This is a genomic window from Oceanicaulis sp. (assembly GCF_965249665.1).
GTDB lineage: Bacteria > Pseudomonadota > Alphaproteobacteria > Caulobacterales > Maricaulaceae > Oceanicaulis.
The window spans coordinates 896,597-919,614 of sequence record NZ_OZ252247.1 but is presented as its reverse complement, the minus strand read 5'-3'; the positions used below and the strand labels follow the sequence as shown (position 1 = coordinate 919,614).

Below are 23,018 nucleotides of genomic sequence, written 5' to 3'. Positions count from 1 at the left end.
TCAATACATCACTCCAGTGGTTGCGGGTGGGGATCACCAGACGGGTCTTTCCCCTGGGGAGGCTGGTCTTCAATCAGTTGGGTCATCAGCGATCGCGCCATCACCAGACCGATCAGGACGACCGGGGCGGAGGCGATCAGTGCGGCGGTCTGAACGACGCGCAGCCCACCTACGAACAACAGCGTGATCGGCAAGGCGCCCAGCATGGCGGCCCAGAACAGGCGTTGCCAGAGCGCGGGGTCCTGGCCTGATTTTAAGGACCGGGTCGCGCTCGAGGCGAGAATGTAGGAGGCGCTGTCATAGGTGGTTGCGGAAAACACCACGGCGGCGATGGCGAACAAACCCATTGCCCACACATCCAGCGGCAAGGTGTCCATGATGGCCACGATCGCCTGGGCGCCGCCATCCGCATTCAGACGCTCGACCACGTCCACCGTACCGGTCAGCTGCAGGTTCAGCCCGTAATTGCCAAGGGTCACGAAAAACAAGCCGGCGCCCAGACTGCCATAGCCGATCATACCGAAAATGACCTGACGGATAGTCCGGCCGCGCGAAATGCGCGCCACAAACAGGCCGACTACTGGTCCGTAAGCGATCCACCAGGCCCAATAGAAGATGGTCCAGTCGATCACAAAACCGGTGTCGCCAAAGGGTTCGGCCCAGCTGTTCAGGCGCAGGAAATTCTGTGCGACCAGCCCATAGCCGGTCACGCCGGCCTCGATGAACAGGCCTGTTGGTCCGGCGATGAAAACAAGCGCCAGAAAGACGAAGATCAGTCCCACATTCAGATCGCTTAGACGCTGGATGCCTTTGCGCAGGCCTGCGGCGGCGCTGAGCGCGAACAGCACCATGGTGACTACAAGCGTGGCGACCTCAAGCCCGAAACTCGCCTCAACGCCCATGATCCGGGCGGCGAGGGCGGCGATCATCGGAGTTGAAAAACCCAGCGAAGTGCCGGCGCCGCCAAGCAGGCTGACCATGAAAATGGTGTCCACCAATCGTCCCAGCGGTTGGTGCGCGCCAAAGCCGGGCGTTCCCGCGCACCCCGTACTCAGCCTTAGAAAAGGAATGCCGCGATTATGATAGGCGTATCCGATGGCGAGGGTGGGCAGACAATAGAACGCCCAGGCGGACGGCCCCCAGTGAAACAGCCCGTACGCGGACGCCCATTCAATCGCTTCAGGCGTACCGGGCGGCAGCCCAAAGGGCGGCGTCTGGAAATAATACGCCCATTCAATGCCGGCCCAGTACATCAATCCCGCGCCGATCCCGGCGCAAAACAACATGGACGCCCAGCCCAGCGTATTGAATTCCTCGGTCGCGTCAGGGCCTCCCAGACGCACCACGCCGAACCGGCTCAGCGCCAGCCAGACCAGAAACGCGATCAGGATGATGCCCAGGATCAGATAGAGCGGTCCGATCGTCTCTGCGACGAAGCCGTAAATCTGCGGCAGCAATACGGCGCCGGCGTCCGGATCCAGAACCAGACCCAGACAGACCAGTCCGACAATGCCGGCGCTGACGCTGAAAGCGACCCAGTCCGTGCGTATGCGTTGTGTCATTGTGCATTCTCCCAGCCGAGACGTGCGCATAAAGCCCCGTCCAGCGGTGCACCTTCGGTTCGTGTTTCATCCCAGATCAGGAGTGCGCCTGTTGCTGAATACTCAGGCCAGGTCGTCGTTTCAGAAACGGGGTTCGGATCGCCTGTGCGCGCAAAGCGCGCCCAGCTTTCATTCATTAACGCGCTGAGCGCGCGGTCAGTTGTGTTGGTGGGCAGCCAATCGTCATGCGTATTGAACACATAAGGGAGTTCGGCGCCGTGATAGGCGCGCAAGGCTTCCTCCGCCCCGTCTCGCACGCGCTCGAACCGGTAAAGATAGACCGGCGCGTCCTGAGCGGAGACCCCACGGGCGAGCGCCTGACCCGGACACCGCATCCATTGCGCGGTCTCCAGCCGGTCAATGGCCCCCAGGGGTGAGCCTTCTTCGGTGAGCAGCGCCTGAACAGCGGCGTCGCCCACCTGTTCTCGCCAGCCGTCGAGCGCCTCATCGAGCCGGTCCGTATCCACATACATGCGCCATTCGTCCCGGTTCGTCCCGATGATCAGAGGAACCGCGTTTAGCGCGCCTTGTCTAAGCGCGTCTCCGGGCGAGTGGGGCAGCTCAGAAGGGCCGTAGACTGGCCCGTAATCATAGTCAGGCAACACCTCGCCTGCGGTTTTCAGGATGCTTTCGGCGGAGGCATCCAGCGGATTACCGTCAAGCGCCTCGGCTAGACGCGCATAAGCTGAGTGGGCGGTCCCCGTAGGGCGGTCGGCGGCATACTCAAATCCGCCGCTCTGGCTGATGGCGCGATGGAACAGGCCGTCTGCAGCGGGTGAGGCGATCAATGCGCCGACCGCAGCCGCTCCCGCGCTTTCGCCGAAAATCGTCACCGTGTCGGGGTCGCCGCCAAACGCGCTGATATTGGCCTTCACCCATTCAAGCGCCACGATCTGGTCAAGCAATCCGGCGTTCGGCGTAGCGCCCGGGGTATCGGGCGCAAGATAACCGAAGGCGCCAAGACGATAGGCGATGGACACGAGAACGACGCCTTGATCAGCGAAGGCGTCACCGTGGTAATTGGGCTCGTAGGACCAGCCGCCGGTATAACTGCCGCCATGGATGTACACCATGACCGGCGCGAGCGTGTCCGGGGCGAGGTCCGGCGTCCAGATGTTGAGGTAGAGGCAGTCCTCGCTGACACTGTGCGGCTCGGGTGCGCGGTCTCTCGATTGGCCGAAGCTTTCGGCGATATCGGCGTACCACTCGACATTGGACCGGGTCTGCATGCAGGCCGGCGCGAAGGATTGGGCCGGGCGCTCCTCGCTCCACGCCTCGACGGGGTGTGGCGCTTTCCAGCGCAGAGCGCCTACGGGCGGGGCGGCGAACGGCACGCCTTTGAACACCCCGCCATCGTGGTGTCGATCCAAGGCCAGGCCAATCAGCGGGCCTGCTTCAGTCTCTGCACGGGGGAGCCCAGACGTTTGCGTCATGCAGGCGCTCAGGGCCAGCAGGGCGCACGCCGCTCCGGTGATGAGACTTCGAACCTTCAACCGATCAGACCTCCTGCACGTTGATGATGACGGCGCCGCGACGGTCGCCAGCCTCCACCGCTGCATGGGCGGCGGCGCATTCGGCCAGCGGATAGGTTTCTGCGATCCGATGGATCAGTCCGCCCTCAGGGCCGGTTTCCATTCGCGCGATATCTTGAATGGCCTGAGCCTTCGCGTCTTCCGGCATGGCGTAGACAATCACCATGCGTACGGTGAGGTCCATGAACATCATACGGTAAAACGGCAGAGTGGGGTTCATATCCTGGGCGGAGGAATAGGTGCAGATCGCACCGCCGATGCGGATGCAATCAAGCACTTCCTCCAGATTAGCCCCGAATTCGACCTCGACGACCTGATCCACCTTACGTCCGCCGGTCGCTTTCAGGAGTTCAGCGCTCCAGCCCTTTTGACGATGGTTGACCACATGGGCGGCGCCCGCTTCCCGGCAGGCTTCCTCGTCTTCGCGATTGCTGGCGGTGGCGACCACGGTCGCCCCTGCGCGGCTGGCCCATTGAATAGCGTAATGGCCGACCCGGCCAGCGCCGCCCGTCACTAAAATGAGTTTGCCGTTTGGATCGCCTTCGGCGAACACGCAGCGATGGGCCGTCATCACCGGAATGCCGTAAATGGCTCCGACCTCGAAACTGATGCCGTTCGGCAGAGCCGGCGCTCGCGTTTCCTCGATCACCACATACTCAGCGGCAGTGCCAAAGCGACGCCCGTACTGGGCTTGATAAAGCCATACTTTTTCGCCGAGGCGCGACGGGTCGACGCCGTCGCCCACAGCATCGATGACGCCCGCGCCGTCGCTGTGCGGGATGATATAGCCGTCATCCAGCAGGTTCGGAAATGACCCGCGCCGTTTCTTCACGTCGGACGGGTTCACGCCGCTGGTGGCGACCTTGACGCGAACTTCGCCAGCTCCAGGTTCGGCAATCGGCTTGTCGCCCAGCATGAGCGTGTCTTCAGGCTCTCCGAACGCTTCGAAATAGATGGCTTTCATGGCCGCCTCATTTGACCGGGAAGGACAGGGATTCGGTGTGCCCATCGACTGCGATGGATTGACCCGAAATGCGTTCGCCGCCTTTGGAGCTCAGGAATGTGCACATATTGGCGACGTCTTCGGCGCGAATGAATGTCTGCATCGAGGATTGGCCTTCATAGGTGCGACGCACCTCGTCGGGGCTGACCCCGAGGCTGGCGGCTTCACGCACGATGACGCCTTCGATGCGAGGCCCCTCGACAGAGCCCGGACAGATGGCGTTCACGCGTATGCCATACGGTCCCAGCTCCATGGCCAAGGTTTTCGTCAACCCGATCAGCGCCCATTTGGACGCGGCATAAGGCGTACGATAGGGAAAGCCGAACAAGGCGGCGTTGGAGGCGATGTTGATGATGGAGCCTGAGCCCGCTTCTTTCATCGCACGCGCGGCATGTTTGATGAAGTTGAAAGCGCCCACGAGATTGACGTCCAGACACTGACGAAAGCTGTCTGCATCGAGGTCTTCGACAGGGCCTGTAGGACCTGCGATCCCCGCATTGTTCACCAGAGTGTCCAGGCGACCATAGGAAGCCAGGATTTCCTTGACGACGCGCTCGGCTGCTGCAGGGTCTGAGACATCCGCGCACCGGGCGCCGCTGCCGGGATAGGCTTCCAGAAAGTCTGTAAGCGCTCGCTCGTCCACATCGCACACATGAACCGCCCAGCCGGCATCATAATAGGCCTTGGCGATGGCGCGGCCGACGCCAGAGGCGCCTGCGGTGACAAGTGCGACCGGTGCAGCGGCGCCCTGGGGCGCCGCTGATGCGTCTTGGGTCATGGTCGATCCTTCTTTTGGCTCGTGAGAGCCAAGCACTAGAACCGCTGGGACAGGCTGAGCCCGAAGGTGCGCGGCTGGTTGGTCGTGATGCGGCTGTCAAAGTCTGTCGCGTTGCGATAGAGCTCGGCGCGTTCATCAGTGGCGTTGCGCACATAGGCGGTGACGGTCCAGTTCGACCGACTCAGGCCCGCCGACAGGTTCAGCAAGGCGTAAGCGTCCTGCTCTGACCGCGAGGCGATGAACAGGTCATTGTAGGATTTTCCGACATAGGATCCGCGCACGTTCCAGAACGCGTCAAAGTCGCGCCAGGCGAATTCGTAGCGCGCGTTCAGATAGCCCTTCACGGATGGAATATATGGAAGCTCCGTACCGTCCGGCGCATCGGGCGTCGTTGCGTTGATGTTCTGGCTGAAGTCCTCACTCAGCTCCGCCTGAAGCACCGTCACCGCACCTGTCAGGGTCAGAGCGTCTGTGGCGAGCCAGCTGATATCCGCTTCAAGGCCGAGCACCTGCGCCTGACCCGCATTCTGGGTCAGCCCGAGAGGGGATTCAGACGGATCAAAGCGGGTGAATTGGACATCTTCCCAATCCATCAAGAAAGCCGAGCCGTTAAAACGCAGGATTCCATCCGCCAGCGTCGTCTTCCACCCGAACTCGTAATTGGTGATCAGATCGGAGTCATACGTGCCGGGGATGTTGGACGTCGAGGCGCGGTTGACCCCGCCTGGCCGGAAGCCTTCAGAGACAGTTGCGTAGAACAGGCGGTCGGAGCTGGGCTGCCAGGTCAGATTGAATTTGTACAGACTGCCCGATTCAGACTGCTCAACATCCACTTCAGGATTGGCGGTGAAAACGGTGCCGACAAAGCCCTGGATAGAGCTTTCGGTGTCAAACACACGTGCGCCCAATATGGCGGTGAGCGTGTCGGTCAGATCATAAGAAAGCTCGCCAAAAAGAGCGGCTTCAGTGTCTTCACGTACCTGATTGGTGGTGAAATAGGCCGTGTCGCCGTCCACCGCCATGCCCGGCTTGATGGTCGGGATGTTCCAGTCGAAGTCGAAATCATGTTCGGCGCGCTGGTAGAAGACGCCCGCGATCAGGCGCAAGCGGTTTTGCTGGGGCGTCGCGAGGCGGAATTCATGGCTGTCGCGGGTGTACTGGCTACGGTCCTGATACTGGATGCGTGGATCCTCGCAGGCGTAGAAATCATACGCGCCCGCCGCTGAATCATAAGCGTAATAACAGGTGTAATAGTCGATGAAGGACGAATATTCCGCATAGGCGGAATAATCATTGTCATACTCGACTTCGCGATCGAGATAGGAGCCCGAATATGTCAGGTCCACGCCGCCGATATTCCCTTCGATGGTCGCGCCAACCTGGGTGAAGGTGTCTTCTGAGCGGTCATTGAAGAACCGCGCGACTTCCAGATCACCCACATCTTCAGGGTCATGATCCCAAACCCCTTCGGTTTCCTGCGTCTGGTGCAGGGCGCGGGCCGTCAGGGTCCAGTTGTCGTCGAGATCAATCTGCAGCGCGGCGCGTGCGCCGGACGTGGTTTCTTCATTGAAGTCCTCCTCCACATAGGCCGCGTTGTCCACGGTGATGCCGGATCGCGAGAACGTCTGCGTGGCTGGGACATTGTCGATATAGCCCGCGGACTGGTCATGCCAGCCGACCAGTCGTAGCGCTGCGCGGTCGCCGAGCGGCAGGTTGACGAAGCCCTCGGCGGAATAGCCCACACCGCCCTCGCTGACGCTTTCGGCGGACAGATCATAGCCCGCTTCAAAACCGCTGCGGTCTGGCGCATTGGTGATGATCCGCAGGGTGCCGGCCTGTGAATTGGCGCCGTACAGCGTGCCTTGCGGGCCGCCGAGCACTTCGATGCGCGACACGTCGTAGATGTGAACATCGAGATTGCGACCGATGGCGGTGACGGGCTGGTCGTCGAGATAAAGCCCTACGCTGGGCTGGGAGCCCGAGGCGTTGCCGTCGCCGCCGTCTGACACGCCGCGGATGTAGATCTGGGCCGAGCCCGGTCCGACGGCGTTGAAGGAGACGCTGGGCAGGAGCTGGGCGTATTCCTCAAAGTCGGTGATCTGTTGCTGATCGAGGAATGTGTTGTCGAGCACCTGAACGCTCAAGGCGACGTCCTGAAGGCTTTCCTCGCGCTTTTGAGCGGTCACCGTGATCACTTCGATCCGGCGTGGCGCAGCGTCAGATTCCGCGGTTGCCTGGGCCAACGCAGCCCCGGGGAGACCTAGCGCAGCCGCGCAAGTGGTGGTCATCAACCATTTAGCGCGCGCGCCCTTGGCGCGCGGATTCAGGGCCGTTTCAGAACCTGCCATTGTGCGTCCTCCCTCAATCTAACGATGCGTCATTTCATGCGCATTTCAGCCAGACCTTAAGGGAGGGAGGGTTAGGCCGACGACTGGAAAAATCTCGCGTATAGGTGAATAAAATTCATCTATCCCAGTGTCTTTGGGGAGTCAGCTCGGTTTTCAGCACGGTCTTCAAGGGGGCCAGCTGCTCCTCAAAATTCAGCCATTGTGTTGTTCCGCTTTGGTAAATAGGTTGCCGCACCTGCTCGGAACTCGCGGTGCGCACAGCACGATCTGTTGAGTGAAAGTTCACGCAATCTGGATGAAACGCGACGCCGACATAGGCGAGCAGGCGGCGCACATGGGGTTCGAAATCCGCGACCAGATCTTCATAGATCACCCGTAAGGCCGCACCGGGCTGCGCCGCATCGAAGGCTCGCATTACCCGTAGATAGTCAGAGTAATAATGGCCTATGTCCTCTAGGTCATAACTGAAATTTTGCCCGCGGGCGAAGAGTTGCTTGAAGTTCGAAAAGCCGCAGGCGAGGGGATTCCGGCGCGCATCGATAATCTTCGCGTTTGGCAGGATCAGCCGGATCAGGCCCACATGCATGCAGTTATTGGGCATTTTATCGATAAAATACGGGGCGCCCTGCCGATGCGTCGCCGTGCGTTGAAGATACTCAGCCCCAAGCGCTCGCACCTCGTCCTGGCCAAGGGTTTCAAGCACGCCAGGATACAGGGATTCATCGGTCCGGTGTTTCTTGCCCGACAGGCGGCGTGCGATTGAAATGATGTCGGGCAGCTCGAATGTGCCGTCAATCTCGGGATGACTGGCGAGTATCTGTTCAAGCAAGGTCGAGCCGGAGCGCGGCAGGCCCAGAATGAAAATCGGGTCAGGCGACGGATCGCCCCAATCCTTGCGCGCCTCGAAAAATTGCGCCGTGAAGAATTGGGTTACGCGGTCCGTTTCAGCCCGTGTGCGGTCAGCGTCATACAGCACGGTTTTACGTCGCAGGGCGTTGCCGGTTTCGTAGGCTCTGAAGGCGTCAGTGAACTCGGTGTTGTCTTCGAGCGCCTTGCCGAGCGCGAATTGCAGATGATAGCGATCTTGGACGCTGATCTCAGTATGTGAGAGCGCCTCGCGCATACCGGTGATATCTGTGTCATTGAAGGTGACGGTTTTCAGATTGGCGAGGCTCCAATACGCCTCGCCCAGTGTCGGCTCCGCCTTGATCGCCGCACGGTAGGCCCTGATGGCGTCTTCGCGTCGGCCAATGGTTTTCAGCGCATGGCCATAACTCATTTGAATACGGGCCTGATGCGGATTGTCAGTCAGGATTTGCGCATAGATCTCGCAGGCGTCTTCATGGCGGCCGGTTCTGACACGAAGCAGCGCCAGAAGGACCTTATGACCGGGGTGATCAGGTTCCGCTTGCGCGAGCACGCTCAGCTCATGCTCGGCTTGATCAAACTTCTGAAGTTTGATCAGGCAATTGGCGTAATCATGCCGCGCCATGTGAAAGTCCGGCGCTAGCTCCAGCACGCGTTCCAGCAATCGTCTGGCGTCTTCCAGCACGCCCAGCCGCAAGGCGACATCAGCAAGCAGGCGAATGCCGGACACATCGGTCGGATGCGCCTTAACGAAGCTGCGCAGGATATGCTCGGCGCGTCCCAGCTTGCCGGCCTGGATCAGCTCGGCGGCTTCGATCAATTCAGGCGGGCGTGCGCTTGCCTCCGCCTGGCGCCGAGCGGCCTCCAATGCCCCGGCGGCGTCGCCGGCCTTTTCGCGCAGCTCAGCCAGCGTGCGCCATCCCGGCGCAAAATCCGGAACGACCTGTGTCAGTGCTTCGACGCGGGCAATGGCGTCTGCAAGGCGGCCCAGATCCGCCAGGGCCCGCGACGCCTCCAGCGTCAGCGCAGGATGGCCCACATGACGACCCAGTGCCGTGTCCGCCAGTTCCAGCGCCCGCTTCGCATCGCCCAAGCGACGGGTCGCCTCTGCTTCCACATGCATCGCTAGCAGATTGTCTGGCGCCGTTTGGCGCTCTGCTTGCGCCGCCGCGAGCGCTGCCTGCGGTTCACGTTCCACCCAGGAGGCCAAGGTGCGGCCGCTTCGTCCGGCCAGGGTCGGCTGCGGGCGTGAGCGGGCTGCAGTCATGAAAGGCTCCGATGTTTGTGTTTGACGCGAGGGGACATCAAGCACGACTATCTATTCGTTTTTCAAGCCAGTCAGACGTTTATTCATGCAGCGACGCTTGCCGCCCCTCGCTTCCCTTCGCGCCTTTGAGGCCGTGGTGCGCCTGCGCAGCTTCAAGGCGGCCGCTGCAGAGCTGAACGTGTCGCCCTCCGCCATAAGCCACCAGATTCGCCGCCTCGAGAACGAGCTCAATTGCCGGCTCATGCAGCGCGACCGCAATGGCGTGGTCCTGACCGCTCAGGGCGAACGCTACGCGTTTGGCGTGATGCGCGGAATCGAACGCATACAGGAAGCGACCGAAGAGTTGTTGTCTGATACTGGCAATTGTCTGACCTTGCAGACATATTCCACTTTCGCCATTCGCTGGCTTGTGCCCCGTCTGTCGAAATACAGCCGGGCGACCGGACAGAAACCCATCCGCCTTGTGACCTCGCAGAGCGATGTGGATTTCAGTGTGGATGCGGTGGACGCCTGCATCATGATCGGGCACCCGCAAGACCCACAAGTCTCCTATCGGCCCATGTTCAATTCCCGGGTGTTTCCGGTGGCGAGCCCTGACTACGTCAAACGGTTCGGTCCTATCACGGAACCGTCAGATCTGCGTGACCATCCCCTGTTGCAGGTTTATCCGTCTGCTGATGATTGGTCGACCTGGCTGACGGCTGCGGGTCTGTCAGGGATTAGCCCGGCCGGAGAGGGGCTGTTTGACAGTTATGATCTGGCTTTGAACGCGGCGGTCGGCGGAATGGGTGTCGCCCTGGCGATCGAGCCCTTCGCAGAAGCCGAACTTGAAAGCGGCGCGTTGACGGAGCTATTCCCGGATCGGCGCCACGCCTTGCCGGGGAACTGGTATTTCGCGACGCCTCACGCCAAGCGCGGGCTGGAGAAAGTCGCCTCATTTGAACGCTGGCTGATTGATGAGCTGGGCAAGGATCCAACCTTGCATCCACTCGTGCTTTCAAGCGATTGAGTGGCGCCCATAAGGCCCAGCTTGGGCTCAGGCCGCACGGCGTCTGCGCCGGGCGTTGCGGGCGTCCGGTAATGAGCCGCACCGGCGTTTTGCTACGGATGGCTTGAAGCGTGAACTCAGGGTTTCGTGGGGATTGAGACCAGCCACACGCCGTCAACTCGTCCCACGATCCGGCCTCCCAAAGCCTCAGCGTCAGATCGGGACAGGCATCCCGCCAGCGTTTGTGTGTGATCGAGATATGCGGACGTGGCGGAAGACTCGCCCAGTCGGCGACAGGGCGCGCCCGCGTCAGGAAAACCGTCGCCGAAAGCGTTCACGCTGTCGGGAAAAGGTTCGCCCATAGCCATGGTCCTCTGTGCATCGGGCGTAGAAGCGCATCCCGCTAGCATGATGGCGGTTATGAAAAGCGCTGAGGAGTAAACATAGGGCATGCGGCAATCCTTTAGGATCGAGCTCATGGATGGTGCATCCAGAAGCTTTCAATTGGAAGCGATCGCCAAGGCCATGACTTCGGATTTGTACGCGACGGGAACTTTGGAATTGTGTTGTTATTTAGCAACTCTCGATCCAAGCAATTGATATATCTGAGTTATAAATCAAAAACCGTTGTCATGCAGGCAGCTCTGCAACACGCCGAAAGCTTACGGTTGAAAGTAATTCTGGTCAGCGCCTCACGGTTTGTCTAGATCGGCATCATCATAATCAATTGGAGAGCGCTAAAAGATGAGTCTCAAGAAACGAGTTCTCGCGAGCACCATGTTGTCCGCAGCCATGGGCGTCGCCATGGGCGGCGTGGCCAGCGCGCAGGTGGATCGCATTGTCGTCACCGCCACCAAGACCGAACAGGATTCCCAGAGCATCCCTGTCGCCGTCTCCGCGATCGGCGCTGATGATCTGGCAGAACTCGATGTGGACGTCTTCGCCGATTATCTGGTTCAGCTGCCCGGCGTGACCGCTGGCGGCAGCGGTCCGGGTCAGAACACGATTTATATCCGCGGCGTTGCATCGACCACGCCAAACCTGACGACGGCGGGCGTCGCGGGCCTCGCGCCGAACGTGGCGTTCTATCTTGATGAGCAGCCGCTGGCGCAACCGGGTCGGAATCTTGACGTTTACGCTGTGGACCTTGAGCGCGTTGAGGTGCTGCCCGGTCCGCAAGGCACATTGTTCGGCGCGTCCTCTCAGGCCGGCACTGTGCGCATGATCACCAACAAGCCTTTGCTGGGTGTTTATGAGGCGGCCGCCAATTTTGGTCTGTCTTTCACCGAAGGCGGTGAAGAGAGCTATTCCACCGACGTCATGGTCAACCTGCCTGTGGGCGACAATTTCGCGCTCCGCATGGTGGGCTTCTGGGACCAGCAGGGCGGTTATATCGACAATGTCGCCGGCACGGTGAACACGTCAGAGTCCGCACGCTTCCGCCCATCCGGCACCGTGCGCTCCAACGGCGTCCCCGTGAACGCCAATCGCGGCGGCTTCCAGGCTGGCGCTGATCTGTCGGCTGTGACCTTCATCAACGCGGACAATTCTGCGCTCGTCGAAGATGATTTCAACGACACGACCTATTCAGGTTTCCGGATTTCGGGCCGCTACGAGTTCAATCCTGACTGGCGTCTGACCGTGTCGGCGATGAGCCAGCAGCTCGACACTGATGGCGTCTTTTTCCAGGATCCCGAACTCGAGGACTATGACGTTCAGCGTTATAATGACGAATACCTTGAAGACGATTTCGTCAACGCGTCCTGGACCCTTGAAGGCCGTCTGGCCATGCTGGACGTGGTCTATACCGGCGCGTTCACCGATCGTGATTCCGAGCAAATCATCGACTACACCGAGTATATGTTCGTGGGTCAGTACTTTCCGTACTACACCTGCGAAGGCTCTGTGACTTATCCGGGCGCGGCTGCGCCGTCAGGCACGTGCTACAGCCCGGAGTCGGTGGTGGCCTCCACCACGAACACCCAGGTTGAAAGCCATGAGCTGCGCTTCAACACGCCGCAGGATCAGCGCTGGCGTGTGACAGCGGGCGGGTTCTACTCCAGCACCGAGGTGCAAGAGCGCAACGACTTCACTTATTTCGGCAGCGTGGACGCGGATCCGTTCGGCCCGTTCGCCCCGAACTTCCCGTTCCAGACCGGTTTCACCTCTGATCCGGGACCGTTCCCGGAGCCCGTGATCTTCCGCAACGACGTCAAGCGCACCGATGAGCAGATGGGACTGTTTGGCGAGGTCAGTTATGACCTGGTTCCGGGCGTCTTTGCGGTGACGGCGGGTGCACGGTATTACGATATCGAAGTGGACCTGGCCGGTAGCGCGAATGCGTCGTTCTGTAACTCCGGCGGGACGGACGCCAATGCGTTTGGCACCGACATTTCCGATCTTTATAATGGCGACGGTCAGTACACCTTCCGCGGCACCTGCGACACCAGCCGTCACATCACCTATAACGACACCCAGTCTATCGCCGACATTCTAGCGATCGACCCGGCGCTCAGCCAGGCCCAGGCCCAGCAAATCTTCAATGCGGCGCGTGCGCCTGACGTTGCGGCGACGGACGGCTCGATCTTCAAGCTGACCGGCACCTGGACGCCGGCGCCGGGCATGCTGTTCTATGCGACCTATTCGGAAGGTTTCCGTCCGGGTCTGCTGAACCGTCCGGGCGGCGCGCCCGGACCGAACGGCTATATCGTGCCCTTCGCCATCGATTCTGACGAGCTGACCAATTACGAGCTGGGTTGGAAACTTGACCTGTTCGAAGACCAGGTTCGCTTCAACGGCAGCGCCTTCTTCGTCGAGATCGAGGATCTGCAGACGACCATTTTCGATCCGTCCATTGTCAATTTGTTCTTCTCGGACAATGCCGCGGACGCTGAGATCATGGGCCTGGAGGGCGATGTGACCTGGGCGCCGGCGGATGTTCCGGGCCTGACGGTCTCCAGCGCCTTCTCGATCCTCGACAGCGAGATCACCGAAGTCCTCGTCCCGACCAATGATGTGGTCGTGGGTGAAGAGCTGGCTTACGCGCCGAACCTGCAGTTCAATGCTCGCGCGCGGTACGAGTGGCAACTTGAAAACAGCTGGACCGCCCACGTCCAAGGTCAGGTGATCTATTCGAGCGACAGCCGTTCGGACATCATCGAGATCAATGCAGCGGATGTTGAGGGTTATGCGACGCTTGGCCTGCGTACAGGCCTGACGTCAGAAAACTGGAGCGCCGAGCTATTCGTGGACAATGTGACCAACGAAAATGCTGAGCTCGCCAATAACTACATCAATGACCGTGAACGCGTCACTGTGATGCGTCCGCGGACCTACGGGATCCGCTTCGGCATTTCCTACTAGGCTCTGACGCCCGGCCTGTTTTGCAGGCCGGGCGTTCTCACGTGTGCGGCGTCCCATTTGGCATGGGGCGCCCATCGTGTTTTATGGAGACGTGATGTCCACTGACGATCCGCACTCACCAGCCTTGCGCGCCGCTGAATCGCAGATGCGGACCGGCGCGTTCGATACGGCGCTCTCAGCGTTGCAGCCGGTGTTGCAATCAGATCCTGACATGGTGGACGCCTTGTACATGGCGGCGGTCTGTCAGCGCTATCTCAAGCAGATCGATGCTGCGCGCGCCACGCTGGACCATTTATTGCGGGTCGCGCCTGATTTCGGGCGTGGATTGCAGGAAGAGGGGCATCTGCATCGCGATGAGGGCGAAGCAGATCGTGCGCTGGCCTGTTACCGCGCGGCGGTGCGCGCCAACCCGGCTCTGCATGCCGCCTGGACCGCGCAAGCCGATATTCTGGACGCCAGCGGCCACGGCGATGAAGCCCGTATGGCGCGGGTCCAGGCCGAGCAGATCAAGACCTTGCCGCCCGCGCTTCAGGCGGCCATGCATCATTTGCATGAAAACCGGCTGCTGAAAGCGGAAAGCTTGTGCCGGTCCTGGCTCACAAAGCATCCCAAGGACGTGGCCGGCATGCGGCTTCTGGCCGAGATCGGCTCGCGCCTCGGAGTTCTGGAAGATGCGGAATTCCTGCTTGAGAGCGCAGTTTCGTTCGACCCTGACAACGCCGATCTGCGGGTGGACTACATTCGTATCCTGCGCAAACGGCAGAAGTTCGAAAAGGCGCTGAGCGAGGCGCAAGCGCTGTATGAACGCGACCCGGCGAACCCGGTCTTCGCCTCCCAGCTCGCCATCGAGCGCATGCAGACCGGTGATTACGAACAGGCTGTCGCCTTGTTTGATGAGGTGCTGGAGCGTGCGCCGGGGGATCCCTCGACCCTGACCTCGCGCGGGCATGCCTTGAAAACCTGGGGCCGGTCTGAACCGGCGATTCAATCCTATCAGGCGGCTTGCATGTCTGACCCGGCCCATGGCGACGCCTGGTATGGTCTGGCCAATCTGAAAACTTATCGATTTTCCGCCGATGAGCGCGCTGTCATGAAGCGCGAAGAGGCGCGCGCAGGACAAACGTTGCAGACCCGGATCAATCTCAACTTCGCGCTGGGCAAAGCGTTCGAGGATGAGAGTGCTTATGAGACTGCGTTCGAGCATTACCAGCGCGGCAATGCGCTGAAGACCCGCCAGACGCGCTACACCACCGAACAGATCAGGGCGGAGTTCGACGCGCAAAAACAGTTTTGCACGCCCGCGCTCTTTGGCGCTGACGCGCCCAGGGGCGATCCGGCGCCCGACCCGATCTTCATCGTGGGTTTGCCGCGCGCCGGCTCGACGCTGCTTGAACAGATTCTGGCGTCTCACAGTGAGGTGGACGGCACGCTGGAGCTGCCCAATATCATAGCCATCAGCCATGGATTGCGGGGGCGAGACCGGGCCAGCGACAAGTCGCGGTATCCGCGTATCCTGTCAGAGCTTGACGAAGACCAGCTGGTCAAACTCGGGCGGCGCTATCTCGATGAAACCGCCATTCATCGGAAGGGCGCGGCGTTCTTCACCGATAAAATGCCTAACAATTTCCGCCATGTGGGTCTGATCAAGAAGATCCTGCCACAGGCGAAGATCATCGATGCGCGCCGCCACCCCATGGCGTGTTGCGTGTCAGGCTTCAAGCAGTTGTTCGCCGAAGGCCAGGAATTCACCTACGGACTCGAGGAAATCGGTGCGTATTATCGCGGTTATGTGGACCTGATGGACCATTGGGACGCGGTGATGCCCGGTCAGGTCCTGCGGGTGATCCATGAGGATGTGGTCAGCGATCTGGAAAGCCAGGTGCGCCGTATCCTCGACTATTGCGATCTGCCGTTTGAGCCGGCCTGCGTGGACTTTCACAAAACCAAACGCGAAGTGCGCACTGCAAGTTCAGAGCAGGTACGACAACCCATCAACACCAAAGGCCTTGAGCAGTGGAAGGCGTATGACGCCTGGCTAGATCCGCTGCGTGAGGCGCTCGGCCCTGTCTGTGACGATTGGCGCAGGGATTCCTCGATCGAAAACGCCGTTCGCTCCTAACGAGAGACCGTTTGCCCATGAAAAAGTTTGAACCCGCCGTCTTCATTCCGGCCGCCGTTTTGATCTTCGCCGGTGTCGCCTACGCCGTGCTCGCGGGGGATCAGGCGGAAGCGCTTTTCGGGGATCTGCGCTCGCTCATCACGGTGAATGCGGGGTGGGTGTATTCGGTCGGGGTCGGCATTTTCCTGGTCGCCGCCGTCATCGTGGCGCTGTCTGATTGGGGACGGATCAAGCTGGGCCCGGACGATTCAGAGCCCGAATACGGGTTTCTGGGCTGGTTCGCGATGCTGTTTTCGGCGGGCATGGGCATTGGCCTGATGTTTTTCGCGGTCGCTGAGCCGTTAACCCATTTCGTCACACCGCCCAATGGCGATCCTGAAACGGTCGCGGCGGCTGAGCAGGCGATGGTCCTGACCTTCTTTCACTGGGGCGTTCATGCCTGGGCGGTTTATGCGATCGTGGGGCTGAGCCTGGCCTATTTCGCCTTTCGCCATAACCTGCCGCTGACCATTCGCTCCGCGCTCTACCCGCTGATCGGGGAGCGGATTTACGGCCCGATCGGGCATGCCGTAGATGTGGTGGCGATCCTGGGCACGTTGTTCGGCGTCGCAACATCGCTGGGCTACGGCGTCAGCCAGATCAACGCCGGGCTCAATACGCTCTTTGGTTTGCCGATTTCGCCGCCAGTTCAGGTCGGCCTGATCGTGCTGATCACGGCGCTGGCCACCACATCCGTCCTGGCGGGGCTGGATGCGGGCATCAAACGCTTGAGCGAGTTGAACCTGTTTCTCGCCATTGGCTTGATGATCTTCGTGTTTATCGCGGGCCCGACCCTGTTCCTGATCGGCGCTTATGTTCAGAACATCGGTGATTATGTCGACCAGCTGGCGCTTCTGACCTTCAATGTCGACGCTTATGGCGACGGCGTGTGGGTGAATGACTGGACGCTGTTTTACTGGGGGTGGTGGATTTCCTGGTCGCCATTTGTGGGCATGTTCATTGCGCGTATCTCACGCGGGCGGACCATCCGGGAATTCATTCTGGGCGTTCTCTTCGGACCGACCCTGTTCACCTTCCTTTGGATGACAATTTACGGCAATACAGCCCTGCTGCAGGCGGTGGGCGGCACGGCCGAACCTTTGCTGCAGCTGGTGCGGGACGGAGATACGCCCCTGGTCTTGTTCACTTTCCTGGAGAGTTTGCCCTTCAGCGCCATCACCTCAGTGCTGGCGATCATTCTGGTCACAACCTTTTTTGTGACGTCTTCGGATTCAGGTTCGCTGGTGAAAGCCACCCTGGCGTCAGGCGGCGACCTGACGCCCCCGCTCTGGCAAAGGTTCTTCTGGGCGGTGCTGGAAGGCGTCGTTGCGGCGGTTCTGCTGGTGACGGGCGGATTGGCGGCCCTGCAATCGGCGACGATCGCAGCGGCTCTTCCCTTCACCTTTGTGATTTTCCTGGCTTTCATTGGGTTGATGCGGGCTTGGTCGATGGAGACGGCGCGACGGGCTGGTGCGAAAACCGCGCCGCAATTACCCGTGGAAGGGGCCTCTGTACCGTGGCGGACCCGTCTGCAACTGATGTTCTCAACGCCCAAACCTGAAGATGTCCGCGCCTGGATGAAGGAGTCTGTGGAGCCCGCTTTTCAGGACGTGATCCCCGAAATGGAGCATCAGGGACTTAACGCCCGGATGGAGTGGAGTGAGGATCAGGACCGTGTCTGGTTGACGATCCAGCATGGCGAGCAGCCTGATTTCATCTTTGGCGTTGAGCTGAAAAGCTATGACGAGGCGCCGGCGCCAGGCTCCAGCCTCAGCCAGCAGAACTCACGCGGCGAGGTTTTTCTCACCGAGGGCGGCCAGCACTATTGCATCTATGGCTATTCCAAAATGCAGGTCATTCGCGACGTGATCCGCCATTATGAGCGGCATCGCCAATGGATTCACCATCTGGTGAATGTGAACTAGGGCTGCGGGGTCAGACGAGGTCGCCGGACTCGGTGACAATCTGAAACGCAGAGGACGCATGCGATAGCCTGACAGAGGTCAAGGGCGCATCCCTGAACCGTGTTTGTCGCTCGATCACAAAGACCGGCTCGGTGGCGGGCAAGCCCAGATGGGCTTGGTCGATGGGGTGGGCCAGCTCGGCGCGCAGCGCGGTCCGGATGAAGGAATAAGGCGCGCGCTGAACCAGCCATTCATTGGGGCTGACCGTTTCAAAAGGCGCTTGCGCCGCTTCAGGCACCGTATCGAGATTGATCAAACGGTCCTCAAGCTGGAACGGCTTGCCATCGCTGAGATGCAAGCACCGAATATGGCGCAGCGTCGCGCCCATGAACAAGGCTTGGTCCAGCGGCGATGACGCGCCGTCATCCACACAAATGCGCTGATAGCCGTAAACTGCGCCGCGCGCTTCAATTTCGTGACGCACAATGGGGATGGTCAGGGTGGAGCTGTGTCCGCGCCGGTCCACAACGCGCGTGCCGGCCCGACGCTTGCGCTCGATCAGACCGGCCTCGGCCAAGCTCGACAAGGCCCGCCGGATCGTGCCGCGGGCGACGCTGAATTCCTCGGCCAGATCGTCCTCGCGAGGCAGGACGTGACCGGCGGGCCAAGTCTGGTCGTTGATCCGGCGCAACATTTCTGTGCGGATGATTTCATACGGGTGCATGACGCTGTTGTAAGCACGCTCGCCAGAAGAGCAAAGCCCAGCTTGATCCGCAGTTTTTATATGTATAGACATATCGAAAATTTGATGGGCGCTTCATGAAACTTCTCACCGATCTTGTGCTGGCCGGCTTTGATGCTCCGACGCCCTATGGGCGCATAGATGCGGGCGTTCTGGTGCTGGAAGGCGACACGATTGCATTCAGCGGCGCGCGCTCGGACCTGCCAGAGCAGTATGCTGACCTGACTGAGATTTCTCTGGGCGGTCGCCTGGTGACGCCGGGCCTGATCGATTGCCATACGCATTTGGTGTATGGCGGCAGCCGGGCGCATGAGTTTGAGATGCGCCAGTCCGGCGCCAGCTATGCCGACATCGCCCAAGCGGGCGGAGGCATCGTCTCCACCGTCTCGGCCACCCGCAAGGCGAGTGAAGAGGCGCTGATCGAACAGGCTCTGCCCCGGCTGGATCGCTTGCTCTCAGACGGCGTCACCACCGTGGAGATCAAGTCCGGCTATGGTCTGGACCGCGACACTGAGCTCAAACAACTACGCGTGGCGCGCCATCTGGGGCAATTGCGCGCTGTGCGGGTGGTGACAAGCTTTTTGGGCGCTCACGCCATTCCCAAGGACATGGAGCCGGACGCGTATATCGATACGGTGTGCATCCCCACGCTCAAGGAAGCCGCCGCTGAAGGCCTCGTCGACATGGTGGACGGGTTTGTTGAGTCCATCGCCTTCACACCCGCCCAGATCGAGCGGGTGTTTGATGTGGCGGTCGAACTGGGCCTGCCGGTCAAGCTGCATGCCGAGCAATTGTCTGATCAGGGCGGCGCCGCTTTGGCGGCGCGCTATGGCGCGAAATCCGTCGAGCATCTTGAATTTGTTCGTGATGAGGATGTGCGGGCGCTGGCTCAGGCAGGCAGCGTCGCCGTCATGCTGCCCGGCGCGTTCTACTTTCTCAAGGAAATCCAGAAACCACCGATTGACTCGTTCCGACGGGCGGGCGTGCCGCTGGCGGTTTCTACAGATTCAAATCCCGGCTCGTCTCCCATGACATCCCTACTGCTGGCGATGAACATGGCGGCGACGCTCTTTGGTCTTACACCGGAAGAAGCCTTGCGGGGGGTGACGGTGAACGCCGCCCAGGCGCTGAACCAAGGCCGATTGGGCCGACTGGCCGCGGGCTGTCTCGCTGACATTGCGGTCTGGGACGTCACCGACCCGGCCGAACTCACTTACCGCATGGGCGACGCCCCGCTTCATGCGCGTTATCTGGGGGGGGATCTGTGCTGACGCCCGGTTCCGTAACGCTGAATGCGCTGGAGCATATCTGGCGCGAGGGCGGAGAGATCCGCCTGGACCCCGCCGCACGTGATGGCGTGCGCCGCTCGGCCCGGCAAGTTGAGGCCGCCGCAAATGGGCAAGAGGCCGTCTATGGCGTTAACACAGGCTTTGGCAAGCTCGCCTCGATCCGCATTGCGCCTGAAGACACCGCCGCGCTGCAGCGCAATCTGATCCTGTCTCATTGCTGCGGGGTGGGTGAAGAGACGTCCGGCCCTGTCGTGCGTCTGATGATGAGCCTGAAGCTCATTTCGCTGGGCCGGGGCGCGTCTGGCGTGCGTGAAGACATTGTTGACCTGATCGAAGCCATGCTGGACAGGGGCGTCTTGCCTGTTGTGCCGGCGCAGGGGTCGGTGGGGGCGTCGGGCGATCTCGCTCCGCTGGCTCATATGGCTGCGGTGATGATCGGTGAGGGCCAGGCGCGCTATCGCGGTGAGGTTCTTTCTGGCGTGCAAGCGCTGAAGAAGGCAGGGCTCAGCCCGGTGGTGCTGGGTCCCAAGGAAGGGCTGGCGCTGATCAACGGCACCCAGTTCTCCACCGCTTATGCGCTTGCGGGCCTGTTTGAAGCGCGCCATGCGGCAAGAACGGCGCTGGTGACCTGCGCGCTGAGCATGGATGCAGCCATGGCCTCCACCGCGCCCTTGCTGGAAGAGATTCACGCCCTGCGCGGTCATCCTGGCCAGATCGCAGCCGCGCGCGTGATGCGCCAGCTGCTCGAAGACAGCGAGATCCGCCAGTCCCATCGCATCGATGATCCACGGGTTCAGGACCCGTACTGCATGCGCTGCCAGCCCCAGGTGGTGGGCGCGGCGCTGGACATGCTTGAGAACGCGGCGCGCATGCTGGAGCGTGAAGCGAACGCCGCCACCGACAACCCGTTGGTGCTCGTCGATGAGGGCGTGATCGTCTCGGGCGGTAATTTCCACGCTGAGCCGGTCGCCTTCGCCGCGGACATGATTGCGCTCGCCGTATCGGAAATCGGCGCCATCGCCCAGCGGCGCATCGCGCTGTTGGTGGATCCCACGCTCAGTTTTGACCTGCCGCCTTTCCTGGCTGCGGACCCGGGGCTCAATTCGGGGCTGATGATCGCGGAAGTGACCAGCGCGGCGCTCATGAGCGAGAACAAGCATCTGGCCAATCCATGCTCGACGGATTCAACGCCCACCTCCGCCAATCAGGAAGATCATGTGAGCATGGCTGCCCATGGTGCGCGACGCCTGATGCGAATGACGGCGAACCTTTTCCATATCCTGGGCATTGAGCTGTTCTGCGCGGCTGAAGGCGTGCGTTTTCGCGCGCCGTTAAACACCAGCGCGCCGCTCTGCGCCGTGCTTGATGTGTTTAACGGCGACATTCGTCCCCTGTTGCAGGACCGCTATCTCGCCCCGGATCTTGAAGCCTCGGCGCGCCTGGTGCGCGGCAGGGCGATCCTCGACGCCGCCGGGGTGACGCCCTCAGACCTGGAGAGTGTGTGATGACCGATCGTCGCCAGAACGCCCGTGAAATCCGGCCCCCGATCGGGACCAAGCTCAACGCCAAGTCCTGGCTGACCGAAGCTCCGCTCCGTATGCTGATGAACAATCTGCATCCGGACGTGGCCGAGAATCCGGACGAGCTCGTCGTCTATGGCGGCATTGGCCGCGCCGCACGCGACTGGAACAGCTTTGACAAAATCGTCGAGAGCCTCAAAGCGCTTGAGGATAACGAGACCTTGCTGGTCCAATCGGGCAAGCCGGTCGGCGTCTTCCGCACGCATGAGAACGCGCCGCGCGTGCTGATCGCGAACTCTAATCTTGTGCCGCACTGGGCGAATTGGGACCATTTCAACGAACTCGATAAGAAGGGGCTGGCCATGTACGGCCAGATGACTGCGGGTTCGTGGATCTATATCGGCACCCAGGGCATTGTTCAGGGTACATACGAAACCTTCGTGGAAGCCGGGCGCCAGCACTATGGCGGCGACCTCACCGGGCGCTGGATTTTGACCGCAGGTCTTGGCGGGATGGGCGGCGCTCAACCCCTGGCGGCGGTGATGGCGGGGGCGTGTTGTCTGGCGATCGAGTGCGATGAGACTCGCATCGATTTCCGTCTGCGTACGGGCTATGTGGACGAAAAGGCGAGCTCTGTGGACGAGGCGCTGGAGATGATCGAGCGCTGGACCAAGACGGGTGACGCCAAGTCAGTAGGCCTTCTGGGCAATGCCGCCGAGATCATCCCCGAGCTTTATGCGCGCGGCGTGCGCCCCGACATGCTGACCGATCAGACCAGCGCCCATGATCCGATCAATGGCTATCTGCCGGCGGGCTGGAGCGTGGCGGAGTGGCGCGAGGCGCGCGAACGCGATCCCAAACGCGTCGAGGCTGCGGCCCGCGCCAGCATGAAGACCCATGTGGAAGCCATGCTGGCCTTTCATGCCGATGGCGTGCCGACGCTCGATTACGGCAATAATATCCGTCAGGTGGCGCTGGAAGAGGGTGTGGCGGACGCTTTTGATTTCCCAGGTTTTGTGCCCGCCTATATCCGTCCGCTCTTCTGCCGCGGCGTCGGGCCTTTCCGATGGGCGGCGCTGTCTGGCGATCCTGAAGACATCTACAAGACCGACGCCAAGGTGAAGGAGCTGATCCCGGACGATCCGCACTTGCACCAATGGCTCGACATGGCGCGCGAACGCATCAGCTTCCAAGGCCTGCCCGCCCGCATCTGCTGGGTGGGGCTGGGACAACGTCATCGCCTGGGTCTCGCCTTCAACGACATGGTCCGTACTGGCGAGCTGAAAGCGCCCGTGGTGATTGGGCGCGACCATCTCGATTCCGGATCCGTCGCTTCACCGAACCGTGAAACCGAAGCGATGAAAGACGGTTCTGACGCGGTGTCGGACTGGCCGCTTCTCAACGCGCTTTTAAACACCGCCAGCGGCGCCACCTGGGTCAGCCTGCATCATGGCGGCGGCGTTGGCATGGGCTTCTCCCAGCATTCCGGCATGGTAATCTGTTGTGACGGATCTGAAGCTGCAGACGCACGCCTGGCCAACGTATTGTGGAATGATCCAGCCACCGGCGTGATGCGCCATGCGGATGCCGGATATGAGATCGCCCTCGACTGCGCGCGTGAGACCGGGCTCAATTTGCCCGGCATCCTCTAGGAGCGC

15 protein-coding genes are annotated in these 23,018 nt (G+C 61.0%); 7 read left to right on the top strand and 8 right to left on the bottom strand.

What is annotated here, in order from left to right; all coding sequences use genetic code 11:
• Positions 1 to 8 precede the first annotated feature (8 nt).
• From ACP154_RS04285 to ACP154_RS04260, 6 genes are all read right to left on the bottom strand, one after another.
• Positions 9 to 1,562, bottom strand: coding sequence for a BCCT family transporter (locus ACP154_RS04285; RefSeq protein WP_421856341.1), 1,554 nt, complete (start codon positions 1,560 to 1,562; stop codon positions 9 to 11).
• The gene (locus ACP154_RS04280; protein WP_421856344.1) at positions 1,559 to 3,034 is read right to left on the bottom strand and encodes a carboxylesterase/lipase family protein; all 1,476 of its coding nucleotides are present in this window, start codon (positions 3,032 to 3,034) and stop codon (positions 1,559 to 1,561) included. Before ACP154_RS04280 ends, ACP154_RS04285 begins: the two co-directional genes overlap by 4 nt.
• A gap of 64 nt (positions 3,035 to 3,098) precedes the next feature.
• Positions 3,099 to 4,097, bottom strand: coding sequence for an NADPH:quinone reductase (locus tag ACP154_RS04275; RefSeq protein WP_421856347.1), 999 nt, complete (start codon positions 4,095 to 4,097; stop codon positions 3,099 to 3,101).
• Positions 4,098 to 4,104: 7 nt separating this feature from the next.
• Positions 4,105 to 4,914 carry an SDR family oxidoreductase gene (locus ACP154_RS04270; RefSeq protein ID WP_421856350.1) on the bottom strand — a complete coding sequence of 270 codons (810 nt, stop codon included), beginning with the start codon at positions 4,912 to 4,914 and terminating at the stop codon, positions 4,105 to 4,107.
• Between the two features lie 35 nt (positions 4,915 to 4,949).
• Complete coding sequence (locus tag ACP154_RS04265; protein ID WP_421856353.1) at positions 4,950 to 7,262, bottom strand: TonB-dependent receptor; 2,313 nt, start codon at positions 7,260 to 7,262, stop codon at positions 4,950 to 4,952.
• A gap of 115 nt (positions 7,263 to 7,377) precedes the next feature.
• Positions 7,378 to 9,396: a tetratricopeptide repeat-containing sulfotransferase family protein gene (locus tag ACP154_RS04260; protein ID WP_421856356.1), complete on the bottom strand. Its 2,019-nt coding sequence runs from the start codon at positions 9,394 to 9,396 to the stop codon at positions 7,378 to 7,380.
• A gap of 85 nt (positions 9,397 to 9,481) precedes the next feature.
• Between ACP154_RS04260 and ACP154_RS04255 the strand changes: the two genes are divergently transcribed.
• Positions 9,482 to 10,405 carry a LysR substrate-binding domain-containing protein gene (locus tag ACP154_RS04255; RefSeq protein WP_421856359.1) on the top strand — a complete coding sequence of 308 codons (924 nt, stop codon included), beginning with the start codon at positions 9,482 to 9,484 and terminating at the stop codon, positions 10,403 to 10,405.
• Between the two features lie 116 nt (positions 10,406 to 10,521).
• Here ACP154_RS04255 and ACP154_RS04250 read toward each other — a convergent pair whose 3' ends face one another.
• The gene (locus ACP154_RS04250) at positions 10,522 to 10,746 is read right to left on the bottom strand and encodes a hypothetical protein (RefSeq protein WP_421856362.1); all 225 of its coding nucleotides are present in this window, start codon (positions 10,744 to 10,746) and stop codon (positions 10,522 to 10,524) included.
• Between the two features lie 382 nt (positions 10,747 to 11,128).
• On the opposite strand from ACP154_RS04250, the gene ACP154_RS04245 reads away from it, so the two are divergent.
• The 3 genes from ACP154_RS04245 to ACP154_RS04235 all read left to right on the top strand — a co-directional run bounded on the left by ACP154_RS04245 (position 11,129) and on the right by ACP154_RS04235 (position 17,830).
• Positions 11,129 to 13,747, top strand: coding sequence for a TonB-dependent receptor (locus ACP154_RS04245; RefSeq protein ID WP_424993767.1), 2,619 nt, complete (start codon positions 11,129 to 11,131; stop codon positions 13,745 to 13,747).
• A 94-nt stretch (positions 13,748 to 13,841) separates the two neighbouring features.
• Positions 13,842 to 15,866, top strand: a complete 2,025-nt coding sequence (locus ACP154_RS04240) for a tetratricopeptide repeat-containing sulfotransferase family protein (RefSeq protein WP_421856368.1) — start codon at positions 13,842 to 13,844, stop codon at positions 15,864 to 15,866.
• 17 nt (positions 15,867 to 15,883) lie between these two features.
• Positions 15,884 to 17,830: a BCCT family transporter gene (locus tag ACP154_RS04235; protein ID WP_421856371.1), complete on the top strand. Its 1,947-nt coding sequence runs from the start codon at positions 15,884 to 15,886 to the stop codon at positions 17,828 to 17,830.
• Between the two features lie 10 nt (positions 17,831 to 17,840).
• On the opposite strand, the gene ACP154_RS04230 is transcribed toward ACP154_RS04235, so the two are convergent.
• Positions 17,841 to 18,533: a GntR family transcriptional regulator gene (locus ACP154_RS04230; RefSeq protein ID WP_421856374.1), complete on the bottom strand. Its 693-nt coding sequence runs from the start codon at positions 18,531 to 18,533 to the stop codon at positions 17,841 to 17,843.
• A 95-nt stretch (positions 18,534 to 18,628) separates the two neighbouring features.
• On the opposite strand from ACP154_RS04230, the gene hutI reads away from it, so the two are divergent.
• From hutI to hutU, 3 genes are read left to right on the top strand one after another with little or no spacing between them, the layout of a single operon-like run.
• Entirely contained in the window at positions 18,629 to 19,822 is a 1,194-nt protein-coding gene (gene hutI / locus ACP154_RS04225) for an imidazolonepropionase (RefSeq protein WP_421856378.1), read from the top strand.
• The gene (hutH, locus tag ACP154_RS04220) at positions 19,816 to 21,345 is read left to right on the top strand and encodes a histidine ammonia-lyase (RefSeq protein ID WP_421856381.1); all 1,530 of its coding nucleotides are present in this window, start codon (positions 19,816 to 19,818) and stop codon (positions 21,343 to 21,345) included. The genes hutI and hutH overlap by 7 nt, the downstream gene beginning before the upstream one ends.
• Positions 21,345 to 23,012, top strand: a complete 1,668-nt coding sequence (gene hutU, locus ACP154_RS04215) for a urocanate hydratase (protein ID WP_421856384.1) — start codon at positions 21,345 to 21,347, stop codon at positions 23,010 to 23,012. The genes hutH and hutU overlap by 1 nt, the downstream gene beginning before the upstream one ends.
• Positions 23,013 to 23,018 lie beyond the last annotated feature (6 nt).

Coding starts and splice junctions, on each gene's coding strand:
- ACP154_RS04285 (WP_421856341.1), bottom strand. CDS start 1,562: ATGACACAACGCATACGCACGGACTGGGTCGCTTTCAGCGTCAGCGCC.
- ACP154_RS04280 (WP_421856344.1), bottom strand. CDS start 3,034: ATGACGCAAACGTCTGGGCTCCCCCGTGCAGAGACTGAAGCAGGCCCG.
- ACP154_RS04275 (WP_421856347.1), bottom strand. CDS start 4,097: ATGAAAGCCATCTATTTCGAAGCGTTCGGAGAGCCTGAAGACACGCTC.
- ACP154_RS04270 (WP_421856350.1), bottom strand. CDS start 4,914: ATGACCCAAGACGCATCAGCGGCGCCCCAGGGCGCCGCTGCACCGGTC.
- ACP154_RS04265 (WP_421856353.1), bottom strand. CDS start 7,262: ATGGCAGGTTCTGAAACGGCCCTGAATCCGCGCGCCAAGGGCGCGCGC.
- ACP154_RS04260 (WP_421856356.1), bottom strand. CDS start 9,396: ATGACTGCAGCCCGCTCACGCCCGCAGCCGACCCTGGCCGGACGAAGC.
- ACP154_RS04255 (WP_421856359.1), top strand. CDS start 9,482: ATGCAGCGACGCTTGCCGCCCCTCGCTTCCCTTCGCGCCTTTGAGGCC.
- ACP154_RS04250 (WP_421856362.1), bottom strand. CDS start 10,746: ATGGGCGAACCTTTTCCCGACAGCGTGAACGCTTTCGGCGACGGTTTT.
- ACP154_RS04245 (WP_424993767.1), top strand. CDS start 11,129: ATGAGTCTCAAGAAACGAGTTCTCGCGAGCACCATGTTGTCCGCAGCC.
- ACP154_RS04240 (WP_421856368.1), top strand. CDS start 13,842: ATGTCCACTGACGATCCGCACTCACCAGCCTTGCGCGCCGCTGAATCG.
- ACP154_RS04235 (WP_421856371.1), top strand. CDS start 15,884: ATGAAAAAGTTTGAACCCGCCGTCTTCATTCCGGCCGCCGTTTTGATC.
- ACP154_RS04230 (WP_421856374.1), bottom strand. CDS start 18,533: ATGCACCCGTATGAAATCATCCGCACAGAAATGTTGCGCCGGATCAAC.
- hutI (WP_421856378.1), top strand. CDS start 18,629: ATGAAACTTCTCACCGATCTTGTGCTGGCCGGCTTTGATGCTCCGACG.
- hutU (WP_421856384.1), top strand. CDS start 21,345: ATGACCGATCGTCGCCAGAACGCCCGTGAAATCCGGCCCCCGATCGGG.